The 24,236-nt window shown below is 39.7% G+C and carries 21 protein-coding genes and 1 pseudogene; 5 read left to right on the forward strand and 17 right to left on the reverse strand.

Features of this window, described 5'->3' with window-relative positions:
- Window positions 1-4: 4 nt before the first annotated feature.
- Together BDD39_RS11990 and glgB are read right to left on the reverse strand one after the other, a co-directional pair.
- Complete coding sequence (locus BDD39_RS11990; protein ID WP_166910960.1) at window positions 5-1,156, reverse strand: glucose-1-phosphate adenylyltransferase; 1,152 nt, start codon at window positions 1,154-1,156, stop codon at window positions 5-7.
- Window positions 1,107-3,038, reverse strand: coding sequence for a 1,4-alpha-glucan branching enzyme (gene glgB, locus BDD39_RS11995; RefSeq protein WP_166910962.1), 1,932 nt, complete (start codon window positions 3,036-3,038; stop codon window positions 1,107-1,109). The genes BDD39_RS11990 and glgB overlap by 50 nt, the downstream gene beginning before the upstream one ends.
- 274 nt (window positions 3,039-3,312) lie before the next feature.
- On the opposite strand from glgB, the gene BDD39_RS12000 reads away from it, so the two are divergent.
- Window positions 3,313-4,191 carry an IS982 family transposase gene (locus BDD39_RS12000; RefSeq protein WP_166907142.1) on the forward strand — a complete coding sequence of 293 codons (879 nt, stop codon included), beginning with the start codon at window positions 3,313-3,315 and terminating at the stop codon, window positions 4,189-4,191.
- A gap of 47 nt (window positions 4,192-4,238) precedes the next feature.
- Entirely contained in the window at window positions 4,239-5,189 is a 951-nt protein-coding gene (locus BDD39_RS12005; RefSeq protein WP_166910964.1) for a cation diffusion facilitator family transporter, read from the forward strand.
- 85 nt (window positions 5,190-5,274) lie between these two features.
- Here BDD39_RS12005 and BDD39_RS12010 read toward each other — a convergent pair whose 3' ends face one another.
- The 11 genes and pseudogenes from BDD39_RS12010 to BDD39_RS12060 form a co-directional block, all read right to left on the reverse strand.
- Window positions 5,275-6,585 (reverse strand): homocysteine synthase, encoded by a 1,311-nt coding sequence (locus tag BDD39_RS12010; RefSeq protein WP_166910966.1) that lies wholly within the window; start codon window positions 6,583-6,585, stop codon window positions 5,275-5,277.
- 281 nt (window positions 6,586-6,866) lie between these two features.
- Entirely contained in the window at window positions 6,867-8,093 is a 1,227-nt protein-coding gene (locus BDD39_RS12015; protein ID WP_166912399.1) for a threonine synthase, read from the reverse strand.
- 767 nt (window positions 8,094-8,860) lie between these two features.
- Window positions 8,861-9,505 (reverse strand): SDR family oxidoreductase, encoded by a 645-nt coding sequence (locus BDD39_RS12020; RefSeq protein ID WP_166910968.1) that lies wholly within the window; start codon window positions 9,503-9,505, stop codon window positions 8,861-8,863.
- A gap of 63 nt (window positions 9,506-9,568) precedes the next feature.
- Window positions 9,569-10,513, reverse strand: a complete 945-nt coding sequence (locus tag BDD39_RS12025) for an LLM class oxidoreductase (protein WP_166910970.1) — start codon at window positions 10,511-10,513, stop codon at window positions 9,569-9,571.
- A gap of 243 nt (window positions 10,514-10,756) precedes the next feature.
- Window positions 10,757-11,260 (reverse strand): annotated as a pseudogene (locus BDD39_RS12030) (tRNA methyl transferase PRC-barrel domain-containing protein); the annotation flags it as partial.
- Window positions 11,261-11,390: 130 nt separating this feature from the next.
- Complete coding sequence (locus BDD39_RS12035) at window positions 11,391-13,049, reverse strand: IS1634 family transposase (protein WP_015863777.1); 1,659 nt, start codon at window positions 13,047-13,049, stop codon at window positions 11,391-11,393.
- A gap of 31 nt (window positions 13,050-13,080) precedes the next feature.
- The gene (locus BDD39_RS12040) at window positions 13,081-13,515 is read right to left on the reverse strand and encodes an RrF2 family transcriptional regulator (RefSeq protein ID WP_166910972.1); all 435 of its coding nucleotides are present in this window, start codon (window positions 13,513-13,515) and stop codon (window positions 13,081-13,083) included.
- A gap of 166 nt (window positions 13,516-13,681) precedes the next feature.
- Window positions 13,682-13,927: a cytoplasmic protein gene (locus BDD39_RS12045; RefSeq protein WP_166910975.1), complete on the reverse strand. Its 246-nt coding sequence runs from the start codon at window positions 13,925-13,927 to the stop codon at window positions 13,682-13,684.
- 248 nt (window positions 13,928-14,175) lie between these two features.
- The gene (locus BDD39_RS12050; protein WP_208404389.1) at window positions 14,176-14,796 is read right to left on the reverse strand and encodes a LysE family translocator; all 621 of its coding nucleotides are present in this window, start codon (window positions 14,794-14,796) and stop codon (window positions 14,176-14,178) included.
- 199 nt (window positions 14,797-14,995) lie between these two features.
- Window positions 14,996-15,253, reverse strand: a complete 258-nt coding sequence (locus BDD39_RS12055; protein WP_166910979.1) for a hypothetical protein — start codon at window positions 15,251-15,253, stop codon at window positions 14,996-14,998.
- 385 nt (window positions 15,254-15,638) lie between these two features.
- A complete protein-coding gene (locus BDD39_RS12060) occupies window positions 15,639-16,916 on the reverse strand; it encodes an IS110 family RNA-guided transposase (RefSeq protein ID WP_166910266.1) in 1,278 nt (425 codons plus the stop codon).
- A gap of 240 nt (window positions 16,917-17,156) precedes the next feature.
- Here BDD39_RS12060 and BDD39_RS12065 point away from each other — a divergent pair, with 240 nt between their 5' ends.
- The gene (locus BDD39_RS12065) at window positions 17,157-17,696 is read left to right on the forward strand and encodes a hypothetical protein (protein WP_166910981.1); all 540 of its coding nucleotides are present in this window, start codon (window positions 17,157-17,159) and stop codon (window positions 17,694-17,696) included.
- A 46-nt stretch (window positions 17,697-17,742) separates the two neighbouring features.
- Here BDD39_RS12065 and BDD39_RS12070 read toward each other — a convergent pair whose 3' ends face one another.
- From BDD39_RS12070 to BDD39_RS12085, 4 genes are all read right to left on the reverse strand, one after another.
- Window positions 17,743-19,356, reverse strand: coding sequence for a DnaB-like helicase C-terminal domain-containing protein (locus BDD39_RS12070; protein ID WP_166910983.1), 1,614 nt, complete (start codon window positions 19,354-19,356; stop codon window positions 17,743-17,745).
- A gap of 99 nt (window positions 19,357-19,455) precedes the next feature.
- Window positions 19,456-19,719 (reverse strand): CHC2 zinc finger domain-containing protein, encoded by a 264-nt coding sequence (locus tag BDD39_RS12075; protein WP_166910985.1) that lies wholly within the window; start codon window positions 19,717-19,719, stop codon window positions 19,456-19,458.
- A 254-nt stretch (window positions 19,720-19,973) separates the two neighbouring features.
- Window positions 19,974-20,867, reverse strand: a complete 894-nt coding sequence (locus BDD39_RS12080; protein ID WP_166910987.1) for a hypothetical protein — start codon at window positions 20,865-20,867, stop codon at window positions 19,974-19,976.
- A 926-nt stretch (window positions 20,868-21,793) separates the two neighbouring features.
- On the reverse strand, window positions 21,794-22,555 hold the full coding sequence (locus BDD39_RS12085; protein WP_166910989.1) for a helix-turn-helix domain-containing protein: 762 nt from the start codon (window positions 22,553-22,555) through the stop codon (window positions 21,794-21,796).
- Window positions 22,556-22,764: 209 nt separating this feature from the next.
- Between BDD39_RS12085 and BDD39_RS12090 the strand changes: the two genes are divergently transcribed.
- Together BDD39_RS12090 and BDD39_RS12095 are read left to right on the forward strand one after the other, a co-directional pair.
- Window positions 22,765-23,256 (forward strand): hypothetical protein, encoded by a 492-nt coding sequence (locus BDD39_RS12090; protein ID WP_166910991.1) that lies wholly within the window; start codon window positions 22,765-22,767, stop codon window positions 23,254-23,256.
- Between the two features lie 231 nt (window positions 23,257-23,487).
- Entirely contained in the window at window positions 23,488-23,772 is a 285-nt protein-coding gene (locus tag BDD39_RS12095) for a hypothetical protein (protein ID WP_166910993.1), read from the forward strand.
- Window positions 23,773-24,236 lie beyond the last annotated feature (464 nt).

Genomic DNA, 24,236 nt, shown 5'->3' on the forward strand with positions numbered 1-24,236 from the left:
CTGCTCATCCTTTCTGCATATTTTCCACGTTCTGTTCTTTTAACCATTCCTCTGTAACAAGGAGAACATCATCCGGGCAAATAACCGAGTGCGGCGGAATTTCGATATTCGGCGGCACGATCGCTCTTTCGATATATACCCCTTCGCCAATCACCGCGTCCGGCATAATCACGCAATCTTTCACCACCGCTCCCTTGCGAATATGAACACCTTGAAACAATACGGAGTGTTCGACATTCCCTTCTACCATACATCCCTCGTTCACAAGCGAATGAATGACAATGGCTTCATCGGAAATGTATTGTGGCGGCTGATTCGGATTGACAGAATAAATCCGCCATGAACGATCAAATAAATTTAGTTGATTTCCTTCGTCCAGCAAATCCATATTCGCTTCCCATAAACTTTTCACTGTGCCGACATCTTTCCAGTAGCCTTTAAACGGATAAGCAACAAGCCGCTTTTTCTCACGAAGCAATAACGGAATCACATCTTTGCCGAAATCATGGCTCGAATGCGGATTGGCGTTGTCAATTCGCAAATATTTCTTTAAAAGCGGCCAATTAAAAATATAAATCCCCATCGAAGCGAGATTGCTTTTTGGATTCGCCGGTTTCTCCTCAAATTCGATAATTTCCATTTGTTCATTTGTGTTCATAATGCCGAACCGGCTTGCTTCCGACCACGGCACTTCGATGACGGAAATGGTTACATCCGCTTGTTTCGCAATATGATAGTCCAGCATTTTGCGATAATCCATTTTATAAATATGGTCTCCTGATAACACTAGCACGTAATCAGGATCATATTGTTCAATATAATTGATATTTTGATAAATCGCATTGGCCGTTCCCTCATACCACTTCACACCAGATGATACCGAGTACGGTGGAAGAACGGTAACGCCGCCATTTCTCCGGTCCAAATCCCAAGCGCTGCCGATGCCGATATAAGAGTGGAGAAGAAGCGGCTGGTACTGTGTTAACACTCCGACCGTATCAATGCCTGAATTGGTACAGTTGCTCAAGGTAAAATCAATAATCCGATATTTGCCGCCAAACGGAACGGCTGGTTTCGCAATGTTTTTCGTCAAAGAACATAAACGGCTACCTTGCCCTCCGGCCAATAACATGGCGATGCATTTTTTCTTCCTCATTCTTTTTTCTCTCCCCTCGTTTTTTCACTGGCCGTAAAATAGAAATGCCAAACGGCGGAATCGTCATCCGAACGTGATACGGTTTTCCATGAAACGGCTCGTTGATCGCTGCAACCCGTTTTGTATTGACGTTTCCCCATCCCCCAAACTCGGCGGCATCGCTGTTGAGGATTTCCCGATATGTCGTAAACAACGGGACACCAACTTTATAATCGTGGTATGTTTTATTTGTGAAATTACAAACAATGACAAGCAAATCGTTCTCTTTTTTTCCGCGTCGAATGAAGGAAAAAATGCTCTGTTCGGCATTATGCACATCAATCCACTCAAATCCGTCTGGAGAATGATCTAGTTCATAGAGAGGCTTATAACGCTTATAGCATTTTAACAATTGCTGCATATAATGATTCATATTGCGGTGCATATCAAAGTCAAAAAGCATCCAATCAAGCTGCTCGAGGTCCTTCCATTCATCAAATTGCGCGAATTCCCCGCCCATAAACAGCAGTTTCTTGCCAGGGTGCGCCAACAAATACCCATACAATAACCGCAGCTGCGCAAACTTTTCCTCATAGGATCCCGGCATTTTATTTAAGAGCGACTTCTTGCCGTGCACCACTTCATCGTGGGAAAAAGGCAAAATGAAATTTTCCGAATACGCGTACAAAAGGGAAAACGTTACTTTATTGTGCACATATTTGCGCTGTTCCGGCGGAGTTTCCATGTATGTCAAAATATCGTTCATCCAGCCCATGTTCCATTTGTAGTTGAACCCTAATCCGCCGTCATACGTCGGAGCCGTCACACGAGGCCAGTCTGTTGAATCTTCGGCAATCATTAATATGTTCGGATCATAGGCGAATACCGTTTCATTTAATTTTTGCAAAAACTCCACGGCATACGTATTTTTGTATAGCACATCACTGTTTGGCCAATATAACATATTGGCGACGGCATCTACGCGAAATCCGTCCACATGGAAATATTCCATCCAAAATAACGCATTGGAAATCAAAAAACTGCGGACTTCCGGCCTGCCAAGGTCAAAGTTTGCCGTTCCCCATACGTAATTTTCCCGGTCCTGCATGTTGGCATATTCATAGGCGGGAGCACCGTCAAACATATATAGCCCGTGGGCATCTTTGCAAAAATGGCCAGGAACCCAATCAAGAATGACACCAATCCCCGCTTGATGGCAACGATCGATAAAATGCATCAAATCGTGCGGAGTCCCGTAGCGGCTCGTTGCCGAATAATACCCCGTTCCTTGGTACCCCCAAGAACGGTCGAGCGGATGCTCAACAAGCGGAAGCAACTCAATATGAGTAAATCCATGTTCCAACACATACGGGATTAACTCATCCGCCATCTCTTGATATGTATAAAAACTGCTGTCCGCTTTCTTTTTCCATGAACCAAAGTGGAGCTCATAAATGAACAAAGGCTGTTCATAAATTCGCTTTCGCTGCTTTTTCCGCTGCCAGGCCTGATCTTTCCATCGATATCCTTTCATATTGTAGACAATGGAGGCGGTGTGAGGACGCAATTCGGAGTAAAATGCGTAAGGGTCGGATTTTAACAAAACATTCCCATTCTTAGTAATGATCTCATATTTATATAAATGCCCTTCTAAATTTTCGGGAATAAAAATGGTCCATACACCTTGATCGCTGATTTTGATAAAATGAAAATTAGTTCCGTTCCATTCGTTAAAACTGCCGACTAATCGCACTTCACGGGCATTTGGAGCCCATACGCAAAAACGCGTTCCAACCATTCCATCCTGTTTAATGACATGGGCGCCAAACAGTTCATAACTTTTATATAAGCTGCCTTCATGAAACAAGTAAATTTCTAAATCAGTAGGGCTGACGGCAATCAATTAGTATCGCATCCTTTCCTAAAGGTTCTTACAGTATGTTACTTATATTCTACAAACGTGGATAAATTCCTTGATAAAGAATTTTATACTTTTTGACAATATTCAACATTTGATATTTTCCATTCGACAAAAAAATTTTTTGCACCATTGCTAAGAACTATATTATAATATATACCCGTGGTGCTAGATAAAATCAGACAAGCATAAAAATAGCCCTTGCATGAGGATCTCCTTAAAATGAAAGTGCAACCAAACATCAAAAGGAGAAGTTCCCATGCAAGAGCACTTTCATTTTACAACAGATCGTGTCAAACTTCAAAAACAATATGCATCGATTTTGCTTTTTGTATCGGCTCAACTATCGAGTATCCAGATTCATCTTCAACGTCGAAATCGTCATTTGTTGAAACAGAAAGACGAAGTCATCATCACCATCCATGTCCTTGGAAAGTTGTTGGGCTTCACTTCCGAACGGGCTTGGCACCGGTTTGTGATTGGGAATTTGTTTCCCAAGGCCTTGTTCCCTGAGCGTTCTCGGTACAACCGTCGCTGCCGAGCGCTTAGCTTTGCGATCAAGTGGATTCGACACCAGTTGGCCAAGCGCGGGCAACACCATGCGTATGCGGTCGTGGACAGCTTGCCGATCGAGCTGTGTCATTCAGCTCGAATGCATCGCGTCAAACGATTCCGTGGAATTGCCGATATTGGCTATTGTGCTTCCAAAAGGATCACTTTCTATGGGTTGAAACTTCACCTGCAGGTCACCGACCAAGGGCTTCCGATGGGATATGTTGTCACCGAAGCGTCTTGTCACGACCGGGTGGCCGCTGAAACCGTCATGACGCAAATTCCACATCCGTATAACCTCGGTGACAAAGGGTATATCAGCCAAAAGCTGCAAAAGAAGCTGTACGAAGAGCACCGGGTCGCTTTTTGGACGCCCGTTCGAAAAAATCAGCGAATTCGCCAATCGGACGCATGGAAACAGTGGATGAAGCGAAAACGTAAAGTGGTGGAAACCGTGTTTTCGATTTTAGTCGATTCGTATCGGATCACCGAGATTCGAGCGAACTCGGTTTCTGGATTTGAAACGGCGCTGGATGGTATTTTACTGGCTTACTCCCTTGTTGTTCTTGGGCTAGTTGAGTGTTAAAACTCAACTAGCACCACGGGTAATTATTATAAAAAAAGAGGTGTACTATGCCACCAATCCAATACGATTACCATCATCTTCCACATGTCAAAACACAAAACCAATCGAAAAAAACACTTTGGATTACTCTTGGATTAACATTGTTTTTTACGATTGTGGAAATTGTCGGGGGACTGCTGTCCAATTCTTTAGCGCTGCTTTCCGACTCCGCTCATATGGCATCCGACGTATTGGCGCTCGGACTTAGTATGGTCGCCCTTTACCTCGCGACACGTCCGCCCAATCAACGTTTTACCTTTGGTTATTTGCGCTTTGAGATCATTACGTCCTTTTTAAACGGACTTACGTTAACCGTTATTGCTATTGGAATTCTCTGGGAAGGGATTCAGCGGTTTATTTCTCCTGAGCCAATCGACTTTCGCTTGATGTTGACGATTTCAACGATTGGACTCATCGTAAATCTCGTATTGACCATCGTCCTGAGCCGCAGCACAAAAGAAGAAGAAAATTTAAATATTAAAAGCGCCTTATGGCACTTTATCGGCGATTTACTCAGCTCGATCGGCGTGATTATTTCGGCAGTGCTCATTTACTTGACCGGCTTTTATTTCTTCGATCCGCTCATCAGCATTATTATCGCTGGCATCATTTTTACAGGCGGGGCGAAGATTATTCGCGAATCCTATCTCATTTTAATGGAAGCCGTCCCTGATCAGTTTGACCTTGAACAAATTCGCAAGGACATTCACCAAGTCGAAGGCGTCGAAGATGTGCATGACATGCATTTATGGGCCGTTTCCACCGACCATTATTCGCTAACCGCGCACGTTTTTATCAACGAACACATTCAGCCGTTTTGCGTCATCTTAGCCATCAATGATATGCTAAACGAAAAATACGGCATTAAGCATACCACCATCCAAGTGGAACACGCCATGTTTCATGACCACGGCAGCTATGGAAAGGCGTTTCTTCACAAAAAGAACAACGGACAATGACAAAGACCGCCATGCCATTGGCAAAGGCGGTCTAATCGTCACTCGATTGAACTCAAAATAGGTATATTTATAAAACTGAAAAAGCCTACTTCACAATGGAAGTTACAGTTTGGCTAGCTTTGATCGCTTGCTTTAGATCATATATAATATCATCAATTGCCTCTGTACCAACAGATAAACGAATAAGTCCTGGCGTAACGCCAGCAGCTAATTGTTCCTCACTGCTCAATTGCTGATGCGTAGTGCTAGCAGGATGAATAATTAATGATTTAGAATCGCCAATATTGGCTAAGTGTGAGAATAGTTGAACAGAATCAATTAATTTTTTCCCTGCTTCAACGCCGCCTTTAATTTCAAATGTTACGATAGCACCTTGCCCTTTTGGTAAATACTTTTTCGCTAACTCATAAGAAGGATGGCTTTCTAAACCAGGGTAGCTTACTGATTCAACGGCTTCCTCTTTTTCTAAAAACTTCGCTACCTCTAAAGCATTTTGGCTATGACGTTCTAAACGCAAATGTAAAGTTTCAATTCCCTGTAAGAATAAGAATGAATTGAATGGTGACAATGCCGCACCAAGATCTCTAAGCAGTTGGACGCGTGCTTTCGTAATATAGGCAGCTTCTCCGGCAGCTTCTGTATAAATTAGGCCATGATAGCTTGGATCTGGTTTGGTGAATTCCGGAAACTTTCCGCTCTTCTCCCAGTCAAACTTTCCACTATCGACAATAATTCCACCGATTGAATTTCCATGCCCTCCAATAAACTTTGTTGCAGAATGCACAACAATATCCGCGCCAAAGTCAATTGGACGAAGTAAATACGGGCTAGGAATGGTGTTATCCACAATTAGCGGAATAGAGTGATGATGAGCAATTTCCGCAACGGCTTCGATATCTAATACGTCACATTTTGGATTTCCGATTGTTTCAGCAAACAAGGCTTTTGTTTTGTTTGTAATCGCCCGTTCAAAGTTTTTCGGATCGGTGGAATCCACAAATTTAACGGTAATTCCGAATTTAGGCAGCGTATGAGCAAACAAATTATACGTTCCGCCATAAATGCTTGACGAAGAAACAATTTCATCTCCAGCTGAAGCAATATTGATGATGGAATAAAAAACAGCTGCTTGACCGGATGAAAGCGCAAGCGCCCCCACACCGCCTTCAAGAGCAGCAACCCGTTTTTCAAATACATCGGTCGTTGGATTAATAATTCTCGTATAAATATAACCTTCTTCTTTTAAGCTAAACAAATCGGCAGCATGCTGACTGTCATTAAATACAAACGAGCTTGTTTGATAAATCGGTACTGCTCTTGATAAAGTTGTAGGATCTGGCACTTGCCCCGCATGCACCGCTAACGTTTCAGGTTGAAGCTTTCTTTCATTTGACATAATCATTTTCTCCCTTCTAAATGTAATCTTGATAAAAATTTTTCAAAAGAAGAGACATCTATTTTCTTGGCATAAAGAATAAAGATGAAGATACCTTTAGTTGAAGTGTGCCAGATTTTATTTTACCTACTAAACTAATAGGTTTAGTTCTATATACAAAAAATTTACTCCTAAAATCTATAAATGTCAATTCACTTTTCTAAACTTTCTAAAAAAGATAGTGTTGCAAAACTAGAGTAAAAACTTAAGAAGTCTAGTTCAACCCTTTCTCCTTTTAATTTTCAAGAATAATCTCTCCTCTCAGGTAAATGATCACCTGGTTGCAGAATTGGCACCTCGATATCCACGGTATGCGTATATTTCAATCCAATTCCCGTATTAAGAACGACAACTCTTTCTCCCTTGCGAATCCATCCCCTCTCGCGCAGACGACGTGCAGCTACAAACGCAGCAGCCCCTTCCGGACAAATAAAAGCCCCCTCGAGACGAGCAACGTTTCGTTGCTCATGAATGATGGCATCGTCTTCTACAGCAATCGCGCACCCATCTGTCTTATACAGAGCATCCAATACGAGGAAGTCCCCCAAAGCTTTCGGCACATTAATCCCAAAAGCAACAGTCGAAGAGTTTGGCCAAAATTCCGATACCTGTTTCTTTTCGTTCCAGGCTTTTACAATTGGAGCACAATTTTGCGCCTGTACAGCCACCAGCCTTGGCATCTTTCCTTGCACCCATCCAAGAGCCTGCAATTCTTTCAGTGCCTTATAAATTCCTATTAGCCCGACACCTCCTCCGGTCGGATATAAAATCACATCAGGGAGTTCCCAGGAGAATTGCTCCGCTATCTCCAATCCCATCGTTTTCTTTCCCTCAATACGGTAAGGCTCTTTGAGCGTAGAGGCGTCATACATGTTTCGCTCCTGGATTGCTTTGCTGACTATGGCTCCCGCATCACTGATTAAACCGTTTACCAAGTAAAGCTCGGCTCCAGCGATAGCGCATTCGTTCCTTGTAATCGCAGGAGCGTCCACTGGCATGACAACAGTCACCTGAATTCCTGCCCTAGCTGCATAAAGCGACCATGCTGCTCCTGCATTTCCATTCGTCGGCATAGCCAACTTTTTGACTCCCAGTTCTTTTGCTTTTGATATGCCAACAGCTGCTCCCCTCGCTTTAAAGGTGCCTGTCGGAATTATCCCTTCGTCTTTCATATATAACTGCTCGATATCCATGTCTTTACCAAGTCGAGGCATAGGAACAAGCGGAGTCATGCCTTCTCCTAAAGAAACGATATGCTCAGGATTTTCTACGGGCAATAACTCGTGGTACCGCCATAAGTTAGGCTCTCTGTTTGCGATAATTTCAGGCTTCAGGTCTTTACGTAATGCGTCAAGATTGTACGCGACAAGCAGAGGCGAACCGCACTCGCATAGCTGATGCTTTTCATTTGTGCCATATGTTTTTTTGCACTTCGGACAGTACAAATGGGATACATAACTGAATGGCATCATACACTTTCTCCTTATGTTAAATTTGTTCCAAACCTACTTTTTTTAAGAATAAACACAGCTGCTGAAGATTCATTGATTCAGTTCCTTAGATAGATTGAATGAATCTATAATGATATAAAACATATAAATCATATTGGATTAATATGTTTTATGAACGTAATATATCACCATATTTATTTACTGTCAATTCCTGAACTGAAAGGGTGTGAGTCAAGTAATAGCAGCGAAATCGGCATGCTTTATGGATCCTCATTGTACATTCGAGAGACATCACCCTCCAAGGACGTTGCCGATTCATCTCCCGCTTACTTCGTGAAAACGGGGGTCTTCCCAGTTTATTTATTTTAAGCAAAATAAAAAATCCCCTTCAAAGCTGCGCTTTTGAAGGGGATTTTATTTATATTTTCTTCAAACCTTCATTCATTTGCTTTGCTAAGTTTTTGAAATACAAATTTCAGGTACAAAACAGTGAAATGATATGCGAAATGGAGTGTAAACTGACTACATTTTTGACACTCCATTTTTATAATCCTTTTCATAAATTGGCGAGCAAGTTGTTGGTAATTGTAAGATTATAGAAATAATTTATACGTTCATCGAATAAAAAAAGACCACCTAAAAAAGTGGTCATTTTAACGTAAGATACCCGTAATTATCTTTTATGGAGTTAATTTTAAATCCGCCCAATGTGGGTGTGCCTCAAGTCTACGTTCCATATCACGGAACGCTTTATTTCCAAATTCCCCCTCTCAATGAATGCTTCATTACAATGATTTCAATGCTTCAGCAATCTCTGTATCCCCTGACATTAAATCGAATGCTTTTTTATACGTATTTGGTTCATCAAGAGATTGAACGATTGTTCTTGCTACATCTTCACGTGGAATGCTCCCACCATTTAAGTTTTCTGCTATAGTAACCAACCCAGTACCTTTTTCATTACGAAGATAACCAGGACGAATAATCGTATAATTTAAACCGCTATTCATTAACATACGATCAGCATAATGTTTGGCGACATAATAAGGCTTAAGGTTTTCCTGCCAGTTCTCACGGTTGTGGGCTTGGAACGAGCTCACCATGACAAATCGTTTAATTCCGACTTTTTCTGCAGCTTCCATCGCTTTTACAGCACCGTCTAAATCGACAAGCAACGTTTTATCTGGACCTGTGTGTCCACCTGAACCAGCGGAGAATACGATCGCGTCACAACCTTTGGCTGCTTCGGCAATTTCATCGACAGTACCCTCAAGATCAGCGAGTACCGCTTCAATTCCTTTTTTCTGAAAAACCTCCAATTGCTCTTGTTTTCGAACCATCGCACGAACGGTGTGTCGTTCATGCGCATGAAGCATGTTCACCACTTGTTGACCTACTTGTCCATTAGCGCCAATGACCAAAACTTTCATCCATATCCTCCCTTTCTTATGTTTACGGTTTTAAAGGTTATCAACCAAATGGATTGTCTCTCATCATGATAAAGCCGGAAAATGTGGAAGCACAAATTCACCTAATTCTTCGATCACTTCCTCTACTGGACGTTGGCCATATTTTAAGTTGATGATGACATGGTTCACACCTGCATCTTGTAAAGCTTCAAGAAATTCGATAAGGAAAACGCGCCCCGTACGGAATCCAAGATGAATCGGTATTGGCACATGATATGGGTCTTCCGCTAAATCCACATAAAGCGATTGGGTAAATGGCTTAAATTCCTCTGTTAACGAACGCCAATTCTCGATTAATGCTCTTTGAAATTTGAGTGCACGTGGATAGTAAATCCAGCCATCACTATGTTCAGCAATCCATTCTGGAGACTGTCCACTGTGACCTGTCACCATTACTGGTATGTCTGACAATTTCGGTTTTGGCAAAAGATCTCCACTTGTCATATGCACTCGTAAAGAGTCAATGGCAGGAAAATGCTCGCGCCATACTTTTCTCATAACAGACACTGATTCTCGGAATAATTCGCTCCGATCTTCTGGATTCACAGAGAATGCTGGGAACTCGATTGGACGGTCACCTGTTGCGACACCGAGAATAAGTCTTTCACCAGATAATCTGTCTACAGAAGCTGCCGCTTTAGCGACATGAAGAGGATGGCGCAACGTTAAAATAATACTTCCCGTTCCTAAGGCAATCTTTTCTGTGTTCGCAGCAACATACCCTAAATACGTAAACGGATCATACATTTGCCCGACATCACCGAAATTGGGATCACGTAACGGTACATCTCTCACAAATAATGAAGCGAAATTGAGTTCTTCTGCTCGCTTTGCTAACTTCATTTGCTTTTCTATATTCATCTCAGGGACGTCACCCATATACGATTCAATCGGAAAGAACAATCCCAAAGTTAGTTTGTTTTCTTGATACATGCGTGAATACCCTTTGTGATTTTTGAATTTTTCCATTTCGACATCTACCTTCCAATTGTTTTTTAATTCTGTTTCATCTAGAAAAGCCTACCTGCTATTAAAACGTAAAATATCTTAAAGATGATTCAGTATGATGTTTTGTAGTTATTCTTTGTATTGATAGCCAATAAAAATACCCTAGATTTATTACTCATCGCAACACTGATTATTCCTGACAAGATAGCGTGTATACAGAGGGTCATCCCATATCTATCAAATAGTGTAGTTGTCTATATCGTTTTAAGATGTAACAGTGGCAGTGGAAACATCCATTTTTATCACTTCGTCAATAATCGCACTGCCAAGACAAACATCATTGTCATAAAATACCGCTACTTGTCCTGGAGTAACGGCTTTAACTGGTTTTTCGAATTCCACAAAAGCCGTTCCATTCGGACGAATATGAACGGTTACCTTCTGATCTTCTTGACGGTATCTAAATTTAGCTGTACATGCAAATGTACATGGACGAACATCCCCATTAATAAAGCTAATGTTGGATGCAATAAGACCGGTAGAAAACAGTGCAGGATGATTCTTGCCTTGAGCGACGAGTAAAACGTTGTTTTCTAAATCTTTATCGACGACATACCAAGGTTCACCTGTTCCTCTGCCACCGATTCCAAGTCCTTTTCGTTGGCCAATCGTGTAGTACATCAACCCATCATGAGTACCTAGCACTTCTCCATTGAGTGAACGAATTTCCCCGGGCTGTGCCGGTAAATAATTCTTCAAAAAGTTTTTGACTCACATTTCGCACCCTAACAAGGTCAAAACAAAGGATTTTTTATTTAGTTTTTCAGAATAACTTTTTGACCAACACAACGAGCGATGGCAATCCTTTTTTTACCATCGCTGGTCGTTCCGTATCACGTTACACGTAGATGCTCTCATCCATGCCCAATCCCTGCAGAATCCTTCGCTGATCAGGGGTAAGGGAGCGATCCAGTGAGCGTTGGATGCGCCCATCCGGCAGCTTGAACAGGACGACGTTCACATATTGAAACAGCTGAAAAATCGCCTGTCCCGTCGGCCGGGTCAGCTTGCGGCCTCCAGGACCCTTCAACGGGTGTTCTGGAGTAATAAACTGACGCACTCGGCGCTGAAAAACGCGGTAAATAGCCAAGGCCAACAGAAACAAATAGCCTAATACTGCGACCCGTTCTGGTTTTTTGACGTAAATCTCATCCGTGAAAAACGGATCTTTCAAAAAAGCGAAGTTCATTTCCACCGAGATCTGCCCTTTATACAGCTTCAAGATCTCTTGGGCATCCATGGGTTGGCCCTTCCATTCCTTCGGAACGGTCGTGACAAGGACAAACCGGGACGCTTTCCGTCTCGCCTGTTCCCACGCGTCTTGGTCGAATTCGACGTCAAGGTGCAAGAAATACAGCGTCTCCACCTCGGGTTCCGCCCCTTTTTTCGGCCGTCCGCGCCGTTTTTTCAGGCGTACGATCTCTTCGACCGCGGCCTCAACCCGATGAAACCGGGGGCGAAGGGACGCCTTGAGGGACGCCAAGGCTTGTTCGGCATCTTCCCGGCAGGAGAAGGGGTGACGCTCCCAACGGGCTTGTTCCTCGCGAAGAAGCTCCGCTTCTTTGGTTCGTTCTTTTTCAAGCGTCTTTCCTTTTCGCTGGTCGAGCGCGCTCGATTCAACAACGATCAGCCGAACGGGGTGGCCTTCATACGTCGAGGCCGTTTCCCATACCCGGTACGTGGCGCCGTTTCTCTCCGCCAACGTAAAGGGATCGCTCCACGTCGTGTCCTCAGCATCCGCTTCGGCCAGCGCGGTTTTCACGATCCGGAGCGACGAAGGGCCTCTGGTGATCAAAAAGGCGTTGGCCGCTTTGGTTTGCGCCAGGGTCTCTTTCGTCATCGCGGCGGAATCGGCCACGTAAATCCATTCGTCTTCGATTTTGGCCTGCTTCAGCTGTTCATGGACACGAGACAGCACCTCGGGATTCCATGTTTTATCGGGCAGGTTGCCATCGTGCACATCGCCGTAAAACGGGATGCCGTCCTCGTTGCCGACCAGTCCGAAACCGATCTGTTTTTGCCAACGATGATGGCGGTTGTAGCCATGTGTGATTTGTAAGGCCTCTAACGAGGCCGATTCATACGCGCCGTAAACGGTCTTGTCCGTCGTATCGGCGTGGAAGGCTCGGAGGGAAAGGCCTTCTTTTCGATAAATATGAATCAAGCAAGTGCTGATGACGTTGTGAATGCCAGCCTCATACAGGCGATCGAGATGACGGGCCAACGCATCGTCGTTCAACCAGGAAGGATGGAGATCGGGACGGATGAGTTTCTCACAATCGACCTCCTGAGCCCAATGTTCCAAGTGAACAAGGGCTTGCCGGCCGTCAAACACATTGTAGAGGATGGCCTGAACGGCATCGCTGACTCGCGTTTGGCACTGCGGATCGACGGGCACGAGATGGTCAATCAATTGAGGCAGACCCAGTTTCTTGAATAGGGCACTTATTATATTCAAATAAGAATTGCGATAGACCTTTTTGACTTGAACGTTCATAAGTGAAAAACTCCTTTACGTTCCTTGTGTGTCAAGGATTCATTCGACATCGGAACGAAAAAATCCTCCCGATTTTCGTCGAGAGGGTGCGAAATGTGAGTTTTAAATAGTTTAAAAAGTGTTCTTCCGCATTGTGAAAAACGCGAATGAGTATATTCGATAGGTTTCTACCTATTGGACAATTCTCATTGGAATCAGGGCACTTCGGTACAAGCGTTTCCTCACTAGTGATTTTAAATATTTTGTCTAACGTAATATGTTCAGGCAGATCGTTTAAAGTGAATCCGCCTTTTGCCCCTTCTTTAGAAGTAATAATATTTTCTTTCCTTAATATGCTCAAAATTTTCCTTAATCTTGCTGGATGGACAGAAACACTTTGGGCAATGTCTTCACTGGTCACTCGTTGGCTTTGTTTTTGGGCCAGGTAAGCAACGCAGTGAACGGCAATCGAAAAGTCGCTATTCATAATGAACCTTCCTCCTAACTGTAATAATAATTATTACAGTTTATATTGTCAATTGGTAAATAATTGTTGACCTACTGTGAATAAAGTACTGTTGATATATACTGATTCTTGTGTGTTTTTCAAAAAGTACCGCCCTTTGATTATTATTTATTAACAAGTCTGTATACTAAAACCATTCATCATACATCCCTTTTAAAAACGTTCTTGTAATTGGAAATCCAGAACTCTCCCCTATAACAGAATCAATTCCACAATGAGGACAAACTGCAGTGTCTTCATCATCCCACCACTCCGTAATTTCAGTAGGGCTAAAAATTTTTAAACAATAAAAGCAACCACATATAGTATCCTTTTCTAAATCTTTTCTATTATGGCTGCTAAAGCGATGCGCTTCTTTAAAGTGCTTTTCCACACTATATCCCATTCCTTTCCTTATGCCTGTATTCTATTTTCACTTGGATTATCTTTTTCTTTTATTAAACTAAACCGCCTCGTTAGTTTAATAAGAAAAACAACATTCTTTAACAGAGACACTCATGACAGCTTTTTGGTACAGCGATGCATTAAAATAAGCTGTATTGCCCATACTATTCGGTTCATATCTTTGTATACCGCTTGTTTTCAGGGGAGCCTTATAATAAAAGTAATCCTGCTTAAAGTTTATTGAGACGCTTTTGTTTGAAGTAATTTTATACCTAACCCTATAAAAATAATCCCCGTTAATTTGTTCAATAGGTCTGCTATCTTTGTATTTTCTCTTAGTTTTTCGGTAGCGAGTGAAGCAAAATATGCAATGATTAAACACCAAAGAGTACCTGTAGTAATAAATGAAATTCCTAAAATAATAAAGGGAATGGGACCGTAAGGATTGTTTGTAATAATAAATTGTGGAAGAAAAGAAATAAAGAATAAAGCTACTTTTGGATTTGTAACATTGGTTATGACTCCCTGCATATATATCTTTCTTAATTCCAAATGCTGTAATGCAGAGGGTTCGAATTTTAGTAATGATTTTTGAAACAACATTTTTATACCAAGATAAATCAAGTAAGCAGCACCCATTATTTTAATTGCGGTAAATAACACAATAGATTGTTTCAAAATAATAGATAAACCAAAGGCAGCTAATAAAGTATGGATGAAAGAACCCGTTGAAATTCCAAGTACAGAGTAAATGCCTGCTTTTCTGCCTTGTGATATACTTCGGCTAATAATATACATAGTGTCAGTGCTTAATATGGCCATAAGTAAATAAACTCCGTAACCAGTTATTCCAAGCAATTCGCACACCTTCTTTTCCATTTATTTCATTTATCAACAGCATATCATCAATGAAGTCGTTCAGGAACTAAACTTTGCCTTTTTCAGCCAACCTGACTGTTAGTTTAACACTCATGAAACGAAGATTAAATGCTGCCTGTTAGCGGAACAAGAAAAACGATACCAGTATTGAAGTATCGCTTTCACTGCTTCAATAACATTAACCGTTAATTACTAATGTTTTTTGATTAAATTCAGTAACAGCATTGTTCCTATATTTTAAAAAAGACCAGCTAAAAATAACGACACTTAGCAAACCAACTAAATAACTTATTGTTTTATCAGTGAGATTAAAGTATGTATAGAACGTTAAATTACTGCCAAAAATCATTGAAAACAAACATAAGAAAGCATATTTTCTTACAGTTTTACTATATTGATTGAGTCCATTCATCCACCATCTTTTCTTATTCTCCATGGTATAAACCTCCCTCTATAAATGTTGATATATCAACGGTTGTAGCCGTTTCAGGGGTGTCAAAAAAATATTTTTCGACAAAGTTTCTAACATTATTTCTTAAATATGTGTATATCTTACATTGACTGGGTACGCTTCGCGGCCACTACTGGTTAAATTTGGTTGTAGTAGAGGAAGCGTATGGGATGCACCGTGGATCTCTGCATCGCTGATGATGACGAACCCTCCCATGTCTCTTGGCATCCTTGTGCCTACATTCCTTCGTTCGGTCTAGTCATCAGGCAGAGGCCGGCTAAGCTCCTTTAGGGACTCAAGGTCGAATGGATGATATCGCGCCAGCTTCTCCGTGTCATCCTTGTTGTCTAGAGAATCCAGACTATAGGCATCAAGCAGCCGTTTCGAGGCCAAAGATGTCCTGCATCATTCGCTTCACGTCAAACGCCTGTCGTTTCGTACACACCGCATGCAGTACCTTCAGTAATTTTCCGCATAACACTACAATGGATTGCTTCTTCCGCAACGGATTATCAGGACGTGTCGTGTAATAGTCGTGCAGCTGCCGAAACGCTTCGTTGTGACGGATCATCGGCATCATCACCCGGAACAGAAGGGCGCGCAACCGCCTTCTTCCACGCTTGGAGATCCGTTTTTGCCCTTTGTGTTGGCCGGAGGAATGTTCCCGCAGCGTCAGGCCCGCTAATTTGATAAGCTGCCGCGGATCCTGATAATGGGAGAAACTCCCGATCTCTGATAACAGTTCTACGATGGTCGCATCGCCTAAGCCCGGAACGGTCTTCAGCCATTCGTATTCGACGGAGGTTTGAACTAGTTCAATCAGCTGTTCTGTCAATGCCTCGATCTCTTTTTCCAGCTGGCGGTACCGGCGGACAAGCGTGGCAATTTCGATACGGGCCATCTGTTGTCCTTCCGTTACGCCAATGGAGTGTTGGGCCAATTCCATCAACTTCTTCGCTTTCGGCTTTTGTGGCGATTGTAATCCCTCACTTTGCCGGTAAAGGGCCAGCACCTCTTCTAGTTCTTTTCCTGCCAGATCACCCGGAAATGGCGTATATTCCAGCACCGCGAGCGCCATTTTCCCAAATGACGGGAAGACTTGGGAAAACTCCGGAAAATATCGATCAAGCCAGCGAATCATTTGATTTCGAATCGCTCCCTGTTCTTCCACCAATTTGGAGCGAAATGTCGCTCCCACGCGCAGATCCGCCTCCATCCCTTTCAGAATACGCGGATAGCTGAATCGGCCGTCTTTCACTAACCGGGCAATGACGAGCGCGTCTTTCGCATCATGCTTGGTTGGAAGGTTATCGTCCAGCTCTTTGGATCGCTTCACGTGCATCGGGTTTGTCATGACGAGAGGGATGCCTTTCTCATCAAGAAAATAGGCGAGATTCAGCCAATAATGTCCCGTTGGCTCGATGCCAACGATCACCTCGGTTTTTCCAAATTCCTTCATGGCTTCCACGATGCACTGGTACAACCATTCCAATCCTTCTCTCGATTGCAGAACGGGAAACGGCTTTTTTAACACCCTCCCTCGCTCATCCACAAAGCAGGCATAATGTTTTTTCTTTGCAATATCCATCCCAACCACCAGCGTTTGATCGGTGACTTGATTAATCTTCTTGTTTGAGATAGAATTCATGTATAGTCCTCCTTGGTATCCAAATTAGGGGTCAATTCGTGCGATTGACACCCCCGAATCATACCAAGAGGGCTTTTTTTATTCAAGTCCCCGAAAAAACTTCTAACAGGAATGCTCCTTATATTGAAAATTTAGTTATTTCGTTTTACGATTTTATTGTATATAGACAACAACCCTTTTCGGGTTGCCTGACAGGTCACTTTAGCATTATTTTTTAAAAATGTAGGAGGGACAAATCTAATGGATAAACTTTCCCTAGAAAGAGAATTAGATTTGTTCTTAAAGAACAATACCATTATTCAGCTAGTTAAAGCATTACATATTCCTGATGACTCCGACACCCTAACAAAAGATCGCCCCTCTATCGTTTTTGGACATTCACTTAGTAGCATGGAAATATTTGAATTAGAAAAAAGTGTTAAGAAAGCTGAAAATGCAGAAACTCTTGAGGAATTTGTCCAATCAATGTTCGAAAAAAAGCAAGCAAGCCACAAAGATCTTCAAGATGCAGGAATTTCGAAGGAATATTGGCATAAACTTGTTAGAGGGAAAATCAAGCAGCCATCCAAAGCCAAACTCCTTTGTATAGCTATAGCTTTAAAACTAAACTTGGAAGAAACGGAAAAGCTGCTGAGAAAAGCTGGTTATAGTCTTGCTAGAGACGTATCTGTATTTGAATCTATTATAGGATTTTTCATTGAAAAGGGGATTTATTGCATCACTACAATAGATGAATACTTAGTAAACTATAATCAACCTACTCTTTTCTCCATCGAATAAATATGACTTGACGTGTTTGAAGGGAAGGGGAAGCAAATCCTTCCCTTTATTTTACAGCAGGAATATAATAGTTAAATTTCGATTGATAGTAAAATGGAATTTTGGCATATCCAATTCCATTTCGCTGCTTCAAAATCACGAGTTCCATATCTCGTATTTCTTTGGCTTTCCATTGATTAATTAAATCCCTCCTTGCTTCTTCGTTTTTTGCAGCTTTATCAATATCTTTAAACTGCAAGCCACACACCACATCCGCAGAATACTCAATTCCTCCGCTTTCTTTAAAACTTTCAAAGCTAACAGAATGTACATAATGTGCTCTATTGAAAGATGAAATAACAATAAGGGGAACATCGAAATCTCGGCTAATCTTTTTTAACTGAGTTACGTTATAATCTACTAATTGCTTATCGCTTAAGCTTTTTCCTTTGGGGGACATTAATATTTGCAAATAATCAACCACTACAACCAATCGGTCACATTTTGTCTTATATTCCTTAACGATGTTGCGAATAGATAACACATCTGAATCAAATGGGCTTTCAATAATAGCCATATTATGTGAGATAATTTTGTAGTTACTTAAAGCTTCCATAAGAACTTCTTGAGGAATCTTCCCAAGCAGAATATCTTGTGAAGTGTAAGCTTTACGAGGAGAAATGAGGAATGTTTGTCGTGAGAGGCTTCTACTAATTAATTCTTTTTTACTCATTTCGAGTGAGAAATAGAGAACAGGAATATGAGTGGAGGCAATATAATCGCTAATTTGTTGTACAAATGCGGTCTTTCCCAAAGAAGTTGCTGCTCCCAATACATAAAGACCTGGTACAAGCCCTCCCCCCAACACCTTATCTAACTCCTGAAAACCTGTTGAGATGGGTTTCAATGAATTTTCCGTTATTTCCTTAACGAAATCATCTAAATAAGCCGCAACAAAGTGCTTTTCCCATTCACTCTTAATCCGCTTCTCAATTTCTTTAAGAAAACTTTCCAATCCTTTTCTATCGTCAACAAGGAATTCATTCACATCCTTATATTTAGAAGGTAAATGGAACACTCGAAGTTCAATGCCTTCTTCCTCCGCTTTTTTCTTCATAAAAGTAGCAAGCTTCTCTCCTGAGGTATCATTGTCAGGAATTAGCACAAATGCCTTGTCCTCTATACTATTGCGTTGTTCGACTATCTTTTTCATCAACATATCTGCATTACTAACGCTATTCAACGCAATAGCATAAAATCCAAATTCTTCAATAGATAGTGCGTCAAAAATACCTTCTACAACAAAAATGAGATTAGAATTGCAAGATTTGAGATAACGTTCATTAAATAACTTAACACGATATCCTTTCAGATTGTGTGTTTTGTTTACTTTTTTTCCTTCTGGTACGCTTTGTTCATCCACTCTTGAAATAAAATATCGGCAAACATTGTCTTCATCCCAAATCGGTAAAAAATATTTAAATGCCTTCATTACATCACTAGGTCTCTCATTTAGTGCTGTACTGAGCTGGATCGCATCATTCATTCCATTTGCTGAGTACCCAAGCTTATACTTTTTAACAATGTTTTCTGAAAGTCCACGTTTACGGAAATAATCTGTTTGTTCAACATTTCGATGTAGATGATTAATTAATTCATTAAAATTGATCTCTACCGTCATGGATGATACATCTCCTTTCGTTTTATTTTTCTTAGTCAATGAATTTTTTTCTCCCGTATAGGAGAGATAAGATGATATACCTGCCATGTTCATTAATTTTTATATTGCATCAGCTGTAGAAAGATTTTCATACTGTTCCATGAAATTAATAATATCCCCTTTGTGATCACAACTAAACGATTTAAAATAACGCTCATCAGGACGAATAACAAAGTGATCCCTTCTACCACAGAAAGGACAAGGATTAATAAAATACTGTTTCCCCACTTTTTTAGCTTTTGTACATGTAGCATTCTCGATGTAGCTAAGAATGTCTACTCTATGTTTCGCTTCTTCGATTAGGGATGGATCAAAAAAACTCATTAAGCAAGGAAACCTCCCTTTCTTAATTGTTCTAAATGAATTTAATGTTTTTTCTGAATGGCAAGAGCTATTTTAAAATGCTCTTGCCATTCTATTATTTTTTATTAAATCTATTAAGAAGAAAATATTCCCTAAAGGTATTGATAAATACTGTATTTCCTGAAAATATCTCCTATCACAGTGTATCCATTTCCTAGAGGAGTGTATAGAAATTCCTAATAAAGTGTATAAACCATTGCATTAGGAAAAATGGTTTACATCGATTCATAGTATTCTTTTAGTCTAGTATTTTTATATGCCACTTTGGCATTTAAAAACGAGAAATAATCATGAATATCGGTTAAAAAATATATTTCATATCCCTCAAACGCTAATTGATAAAACATGGAAGAAAACATTTCTACATAGTAAGAATAACCTTGCTTTTTAATTTGTTGATGGGTAATACCCAAAAATTTCAATAATGTGTCGTGATGTACAACTAGTTCGCCAGATGCTTTTTTTGCATTTAACTTACACAACTGAGCAAATTTCAGAGAAAGCATAACTAGTGGAATGTGGTTTTTGTAATGAGGAATGAAGAAGTTTTGGTTAATGAGGGTGAAAGGGTGGGGATCCAAGTTATCAATCCATGTACCTAATTGAATGTAAATATCTCGTCCTATCATATCGAAGGTTAACAAATTTCCATATACCTGATATTCTTTTCCCTTTTTTCTTCCAACTATTTCAATGTTTATGGATGATAAAATACTTAAATCTTCTCGCAGGCGTTTCATGTTCTCCGCCCTTCTTCTTATCCCTTTTAGTGAGAAATACTCCCCTACGTTGAATATGAATTCTTTGTTTTGATGTCTTCTCCATGAAAACAAAATATATATAAGCAATTGAATTTGAGAAGGACGAATGAGTTTTTTAATCTCTGTAATATCATTTACGTTAAGTTTGTCTGTCACAGCGATAGAAATTTTGTTATTCTTTTGCGTACAAACCACTAATTCATTGAAAAATAGTTGCGAAGACGGTTCAGCTGCATTTCTTAGATTACCTATTCCCTCCACGATCTCCATGACAACGTCATTCAGGGGCACTGGAATAAATGAGTTCGTAACCAAGCCGATTTTGCTTTTCATAGCCGTTACCATCATAATAGATACCTCCCTTCACTTTTGCTTTTCAATTCGATTTCCATTATATAAAACCCAATAAAAAAATTTGGTGACCTGCCAAGTCACTTTATTGTATTTTTTTATTTAACAGAAAAACGGTTCGAGCTTGTTTTATTCCAAAGCCTTTACTTTACATTTCACTTTCAGGTTCCCTACTAGAACATAGATTATTTGATAACCTGCTTCGTTAAACAAAAAAGATCATATATGCAAATGATTCTACATTATATTAGCGTTTCTTTAATAAATAAAAAGAAACCGACTCATTTCTATCGGTTTCACAGATTATTCCAAAACTTAGCTTGAGTCACCAACGTAATAAATGAGAAAGTGTGAGTATGCTTCTTTCATGAAGAACATCTCTTTCCAAAGTTCATTTGACGATACTTAATAGCAAAAGAGTTAGTCATGAAAATGTTAAACAGTAACAATCCAGTAGAGAGAATTTACTCACCTTTCGGATCATAGAAGTCAACATACATCCAATGATTATCAATAAATGTTACAAAAGTGTCACTTTCAATTCAGCATGCCAAGACAAGAAGAACTGTTCCGACGACATTTATATCGAATCGTTACATACCTTATCTGTATCAACCTTACATGAAAAGAAGTGACACACAAGCGATTTTCTTGAGATACATTGAATGTTACTACAACTAAAAAGAAACCTTTCAGTCTTTAGCCTAGTATTACCTTACTAATTCAAACTGCGTACTACATTGCCTAGGGAGAGGCAGCTAATTAACTTTACAACAGTACAGGACTCAATTTTGTTGAAATTTGTATCCCTATTAAATGTTTTAGACGTTCCCTTTTTTGAAATAACCAGATAACACAAAACCTCCTGTAAATCTAACAAATTTATCTCCTTTTTCTATTCTTTACTCGTTTTCTGTCCAATATTACATTGTAACTGTATTAACGTTAATATGATCATTGATTTTATATATACTTTCTACTCTAAATACCCTTGATCCAACTACTTCACCTTGCGAATACAGACAAAGGCGTTCCGCCAAGGTTTCCGTTTTTTCTTGCATCATTACTGTAAATTGAATATGTACTTGTATGTCATTCTGTTGAACTGCTTTTATTATTTCGTCTTTATAAGCGGAAGAAAGAGGGAAAACTACAAAAAAACTATTAAAGTCGAGAATTAAATAATCTTTTTCACGGTATTCAACCACATTGACAGCAATTTGTTCGTGATAATCATCGTAAACTTCTTCGTGTACATTCCTTTTAAGAAATACATCTGTGCTATTTGCAAAAATGGTTTCACCTCGTTTTACCAAAAACAACGCATTTCTAACACTTCTTGTAAAGACATTAAACCCATTTATATCATCCCCAAAATCTAGTATGAAGGAAATCGTTCCGTTATCTACTTCGATTCTTAATTGAATTCCTTCATTTTCTTCACAGTTTTTTGCCAAACTCAATAACTCGAAAATATCTGCTTCTAACGCCTGTCCAATTCTGATTATTTTACCAGCAGATGGATTTATTATGCTGGCACTTTCTAACTTCGATAAATATTCCACATCATTAATGCCTGTAATTCGTGACAATTCAAAGTAGTCCATCTGTTTCTCATTTCGAAGTTCATAAATTTTGTTTGCAAATGCATATATTCCCTTACTTTCATTTTTATTTTGTTTCATTGATTGTAAAGTCTCCTTCCAAGTTAATATACCACAAATATACCACACCTGATTTTATAAGTAAATAAAAATTTTATTATAACTCTTGAGTAAGATATCTGTCAATTATTTTTTACCGAAAAATAAATTGATTATATAACATTAATAGAGTTATAAACATAAAATAAAAATCTATAATATAGCAACACAAAAAGAAAGGAGGCGTATACATGAACAAAGACAACTTATTAGCAATGAGTAGCAAAGAACGTGTAAAAATCGTCAACGAACTACTCAAAAAGGAAGGTTTTGATTTACAAAAAGTTGCAGATTACTTCAATATAAACTACTCTACTTTTACGAAATTGATGCAGGAAGATGATTACGTCTATATCAAGCGTGAAAATCAATACTACAAATTTATAAGGGACGAAAGCCAAATTTCTCCTAATTCAATCAACACTGACAATAACGAACTCACATATATTAAAGATCACTTTCATACACTAAAGTCGATAATTGAACAATACGAAAATAAAGAGGATTTCTTTATCGATAAACGTATTTTCAACACGTCTTCCAAAATTTCGACGAAAAATTTCCGAATTTCCGATGATCTGTACAATCAGTTCGTTAAAATATGTCAACAGAAATTCCCCCACCTGAAGATACAGGATATTCTTTCTCAATTAATTTTTAACTTTGTAAATCGATATTCATAACATGCGCAGTTAAACAAAAAGCAGTCCCTTTGTTTGCATATAGCAAATAAAGGAACTGCTTTTTTTCGAAATTATATTTCATTTGCTAATAAGTTTGTCATTTCTTGGGCGAAGGAAGCCTTCTGTTGAAAGAAGCTATTAAGCAATATCTCCCATTCGCAATGATTGCTCCTGACGCTCAATTTGCTAATGTTGTTGTTACATTCCTAACGATATTAGAGGCGAAGACAAATGGCAAAGCGTAAGATTTCCATCAGTTTCAAGGAAAAATACGAAGATGTTTATCTCTATTTAATAGAAATGAAAAAACGTAAAGAGAACATCAGCGAATATATCTGCAGATTAATAAAAGCGGATATGGAGGGATCCTCAAATTGGCAAGAGGAAGTAAGAAAAATCGTGATAGACACTCTTCAATCCAATAAATTTCCTTTAAATAATCCCCATTATTCTTCACATCAGATTGATAACCGACTTTCTGATGAAGACATAGAATTAATTAACAATTTATTCTAATTAGTTCATTATAAACTTGAGTATAAATTGTTCAAGATGATGAATTTAAACAGCTATATCATATGGATTTGATCGGTATTTAATGTATATTGCTATATCTTATCCTTATGTATAAATTCAAGTACTTACTTTGTTCTTGCAACACCGTCTTATGTAATTAAAAGACAGTTCTCCTACTATAAGCTGGAAGCTACCTTTTGCGATTTTGATTAATCCGTCCACTCATTTTTTACGCAACAATAAATCCCTAAAGATCTCTTCACCTAAAATCGCTTTACTTTGTTTCCAGTCGGGCATAGCGAGTATAACATTTTATAAAAACTCTCGCTGTGGTCATTGTACTTAAAATGAATCAACTCCTGTGTAATCGACAAAGAAAATTTTGTTCTTATGCAATCTTGGTGATAGGAATTTAACAGTTTTCGCTAAATAAAATTGAACACTTTTCTAGAAATTTCAGCGTA

The sequence above is a fragment of the Saccharococcus thermophilus genome (assembly GCF_011761475.1).
GTDB lineage: Bacteria > Bacillota > Bacilli > Bacillales > Anoxybacillaceae > Saccharococcus > Saccharococcus thermophilus.

Coding starts and splice junctions, on each gene's coding strand:
- BDD39_RS11990 (WP_166910960.1), bottom strand. CDS start 1,156: ATGAGGAAGAAAAAATGCATCGCCATGTTATTGGCCGGAGGGCAAGGT.
- BDD39_RS12000 (WP_166907142.1), top strand. CDS start 3,313: ATGCAAGAGCACTTTCATTTTACAACAGATCGTGTCAAACTTCAAAAA.
- BDD39_RS12005 (WP_166910964.1), top strand. CDS start 4,239: ATGCCACCAATCCAATACGATTACCATCATCTTCCACATGTCAAAACA.
- BDD39_RS12010 (WP_166910966.1), bottom strand. CDS start 6,585: ATGTCAAATGAAAGAAAGCTTCAACCTGAAACGTTAGCGGTGCATGCG.
- BDD39_RS12015 (WP_166912399.1), bottom strand. CDS start 8,093: ATGCCATTCAGTTATGTATCCCATTTGTACTGTCCGAAGTGCAAAAAA.
- BDD39_RS12020 (WP_166910968.1), bottom strand. CDS start 9,505: ATGAAAGTTTTGGTCATTGGCGCTAATGGACAAGTAGGTCAACAAGTG.
- BDD39_RS12025 (WP_166910970.1), bottom strand. CDS start 10,513: ATGGAAAAATTCAAAAATCACAAAGGGTATTCACGCATGTATCAAGAA.
- BDD39_RS12035 (WP_015863777.1), bottom strand. CDS start 13,049: ATGAACGTTCAAGTCAAAAAGGTCTATCGCAATTCTTATTTGAATATA.
- BDD39_RS12040 (WP_166910972.1), bottom strand. CDS start 13,515: ATGAATAGCGACTTTTCGATTGCCGTTCACTGCGTTGCTTACCTGGCC.
- BDD39_RS12055 (WP_166910979.1), bottom strand. CDS start 15,253: ATGGAGAATAAGAAAAGATGGTGGATGAATGGACTCAATCAATATAGT.
- BDD39_RS12060 (WP_166910266.1), bottom strand. CDS start 16,916: ATGAATTCTATCTCAAACAAGAAGATTAATCAAGTCACCGATCAAACG.
- BDD39_RS12065 (WP_166910981.1), top strand. CDS start 17,157: ATGGATAAACTTTCCCTAGAAAGAGAATTAGATTTGTTCTTAAAGAAC.
- BDD39_RS12070 (WP_166910983.1), bottom strand. CDS start 19,356: ATGACGGTAGAGATCAATTTTAATGAATTAATTAATCATCTACATCGA.
- BDD39_RS12075 (WP_166910985.1), bottom strand. CDS start 19,719: ATGAGTTTTTTTGATCCATCCCTAATCGAAGAAGCGAAACATAGAGTA.
- BDD39_RS12080 (WP_166910987.1), bottom strand. CDS start 20,867: ATGATGGTAACGGCTATGAAAAGCAAAATCGGCTTGGTTACGAACTCA.
- BDD39_RS12085 (WP_166910989.1), bottom strand. CDS start 22,555: ATGAAACAAAATAAAAATGAAAGTAAGGGAATATATGCATTTGCAAAC.
- BDD39_RS12090 (WP_166910991.1), top strand. CDS start 22,765: ATGAACAAAGACAACTTATTAGCAATGAGTAGCAAAGAACGTGTAAAA.
- BDD39_RS12095 (WP_166910993.1), top strand. CDS start 23,488: ATGGCAAAGCGTAAGATTTCCATCAGTTTCAAGGAAAAATACGAAGAT.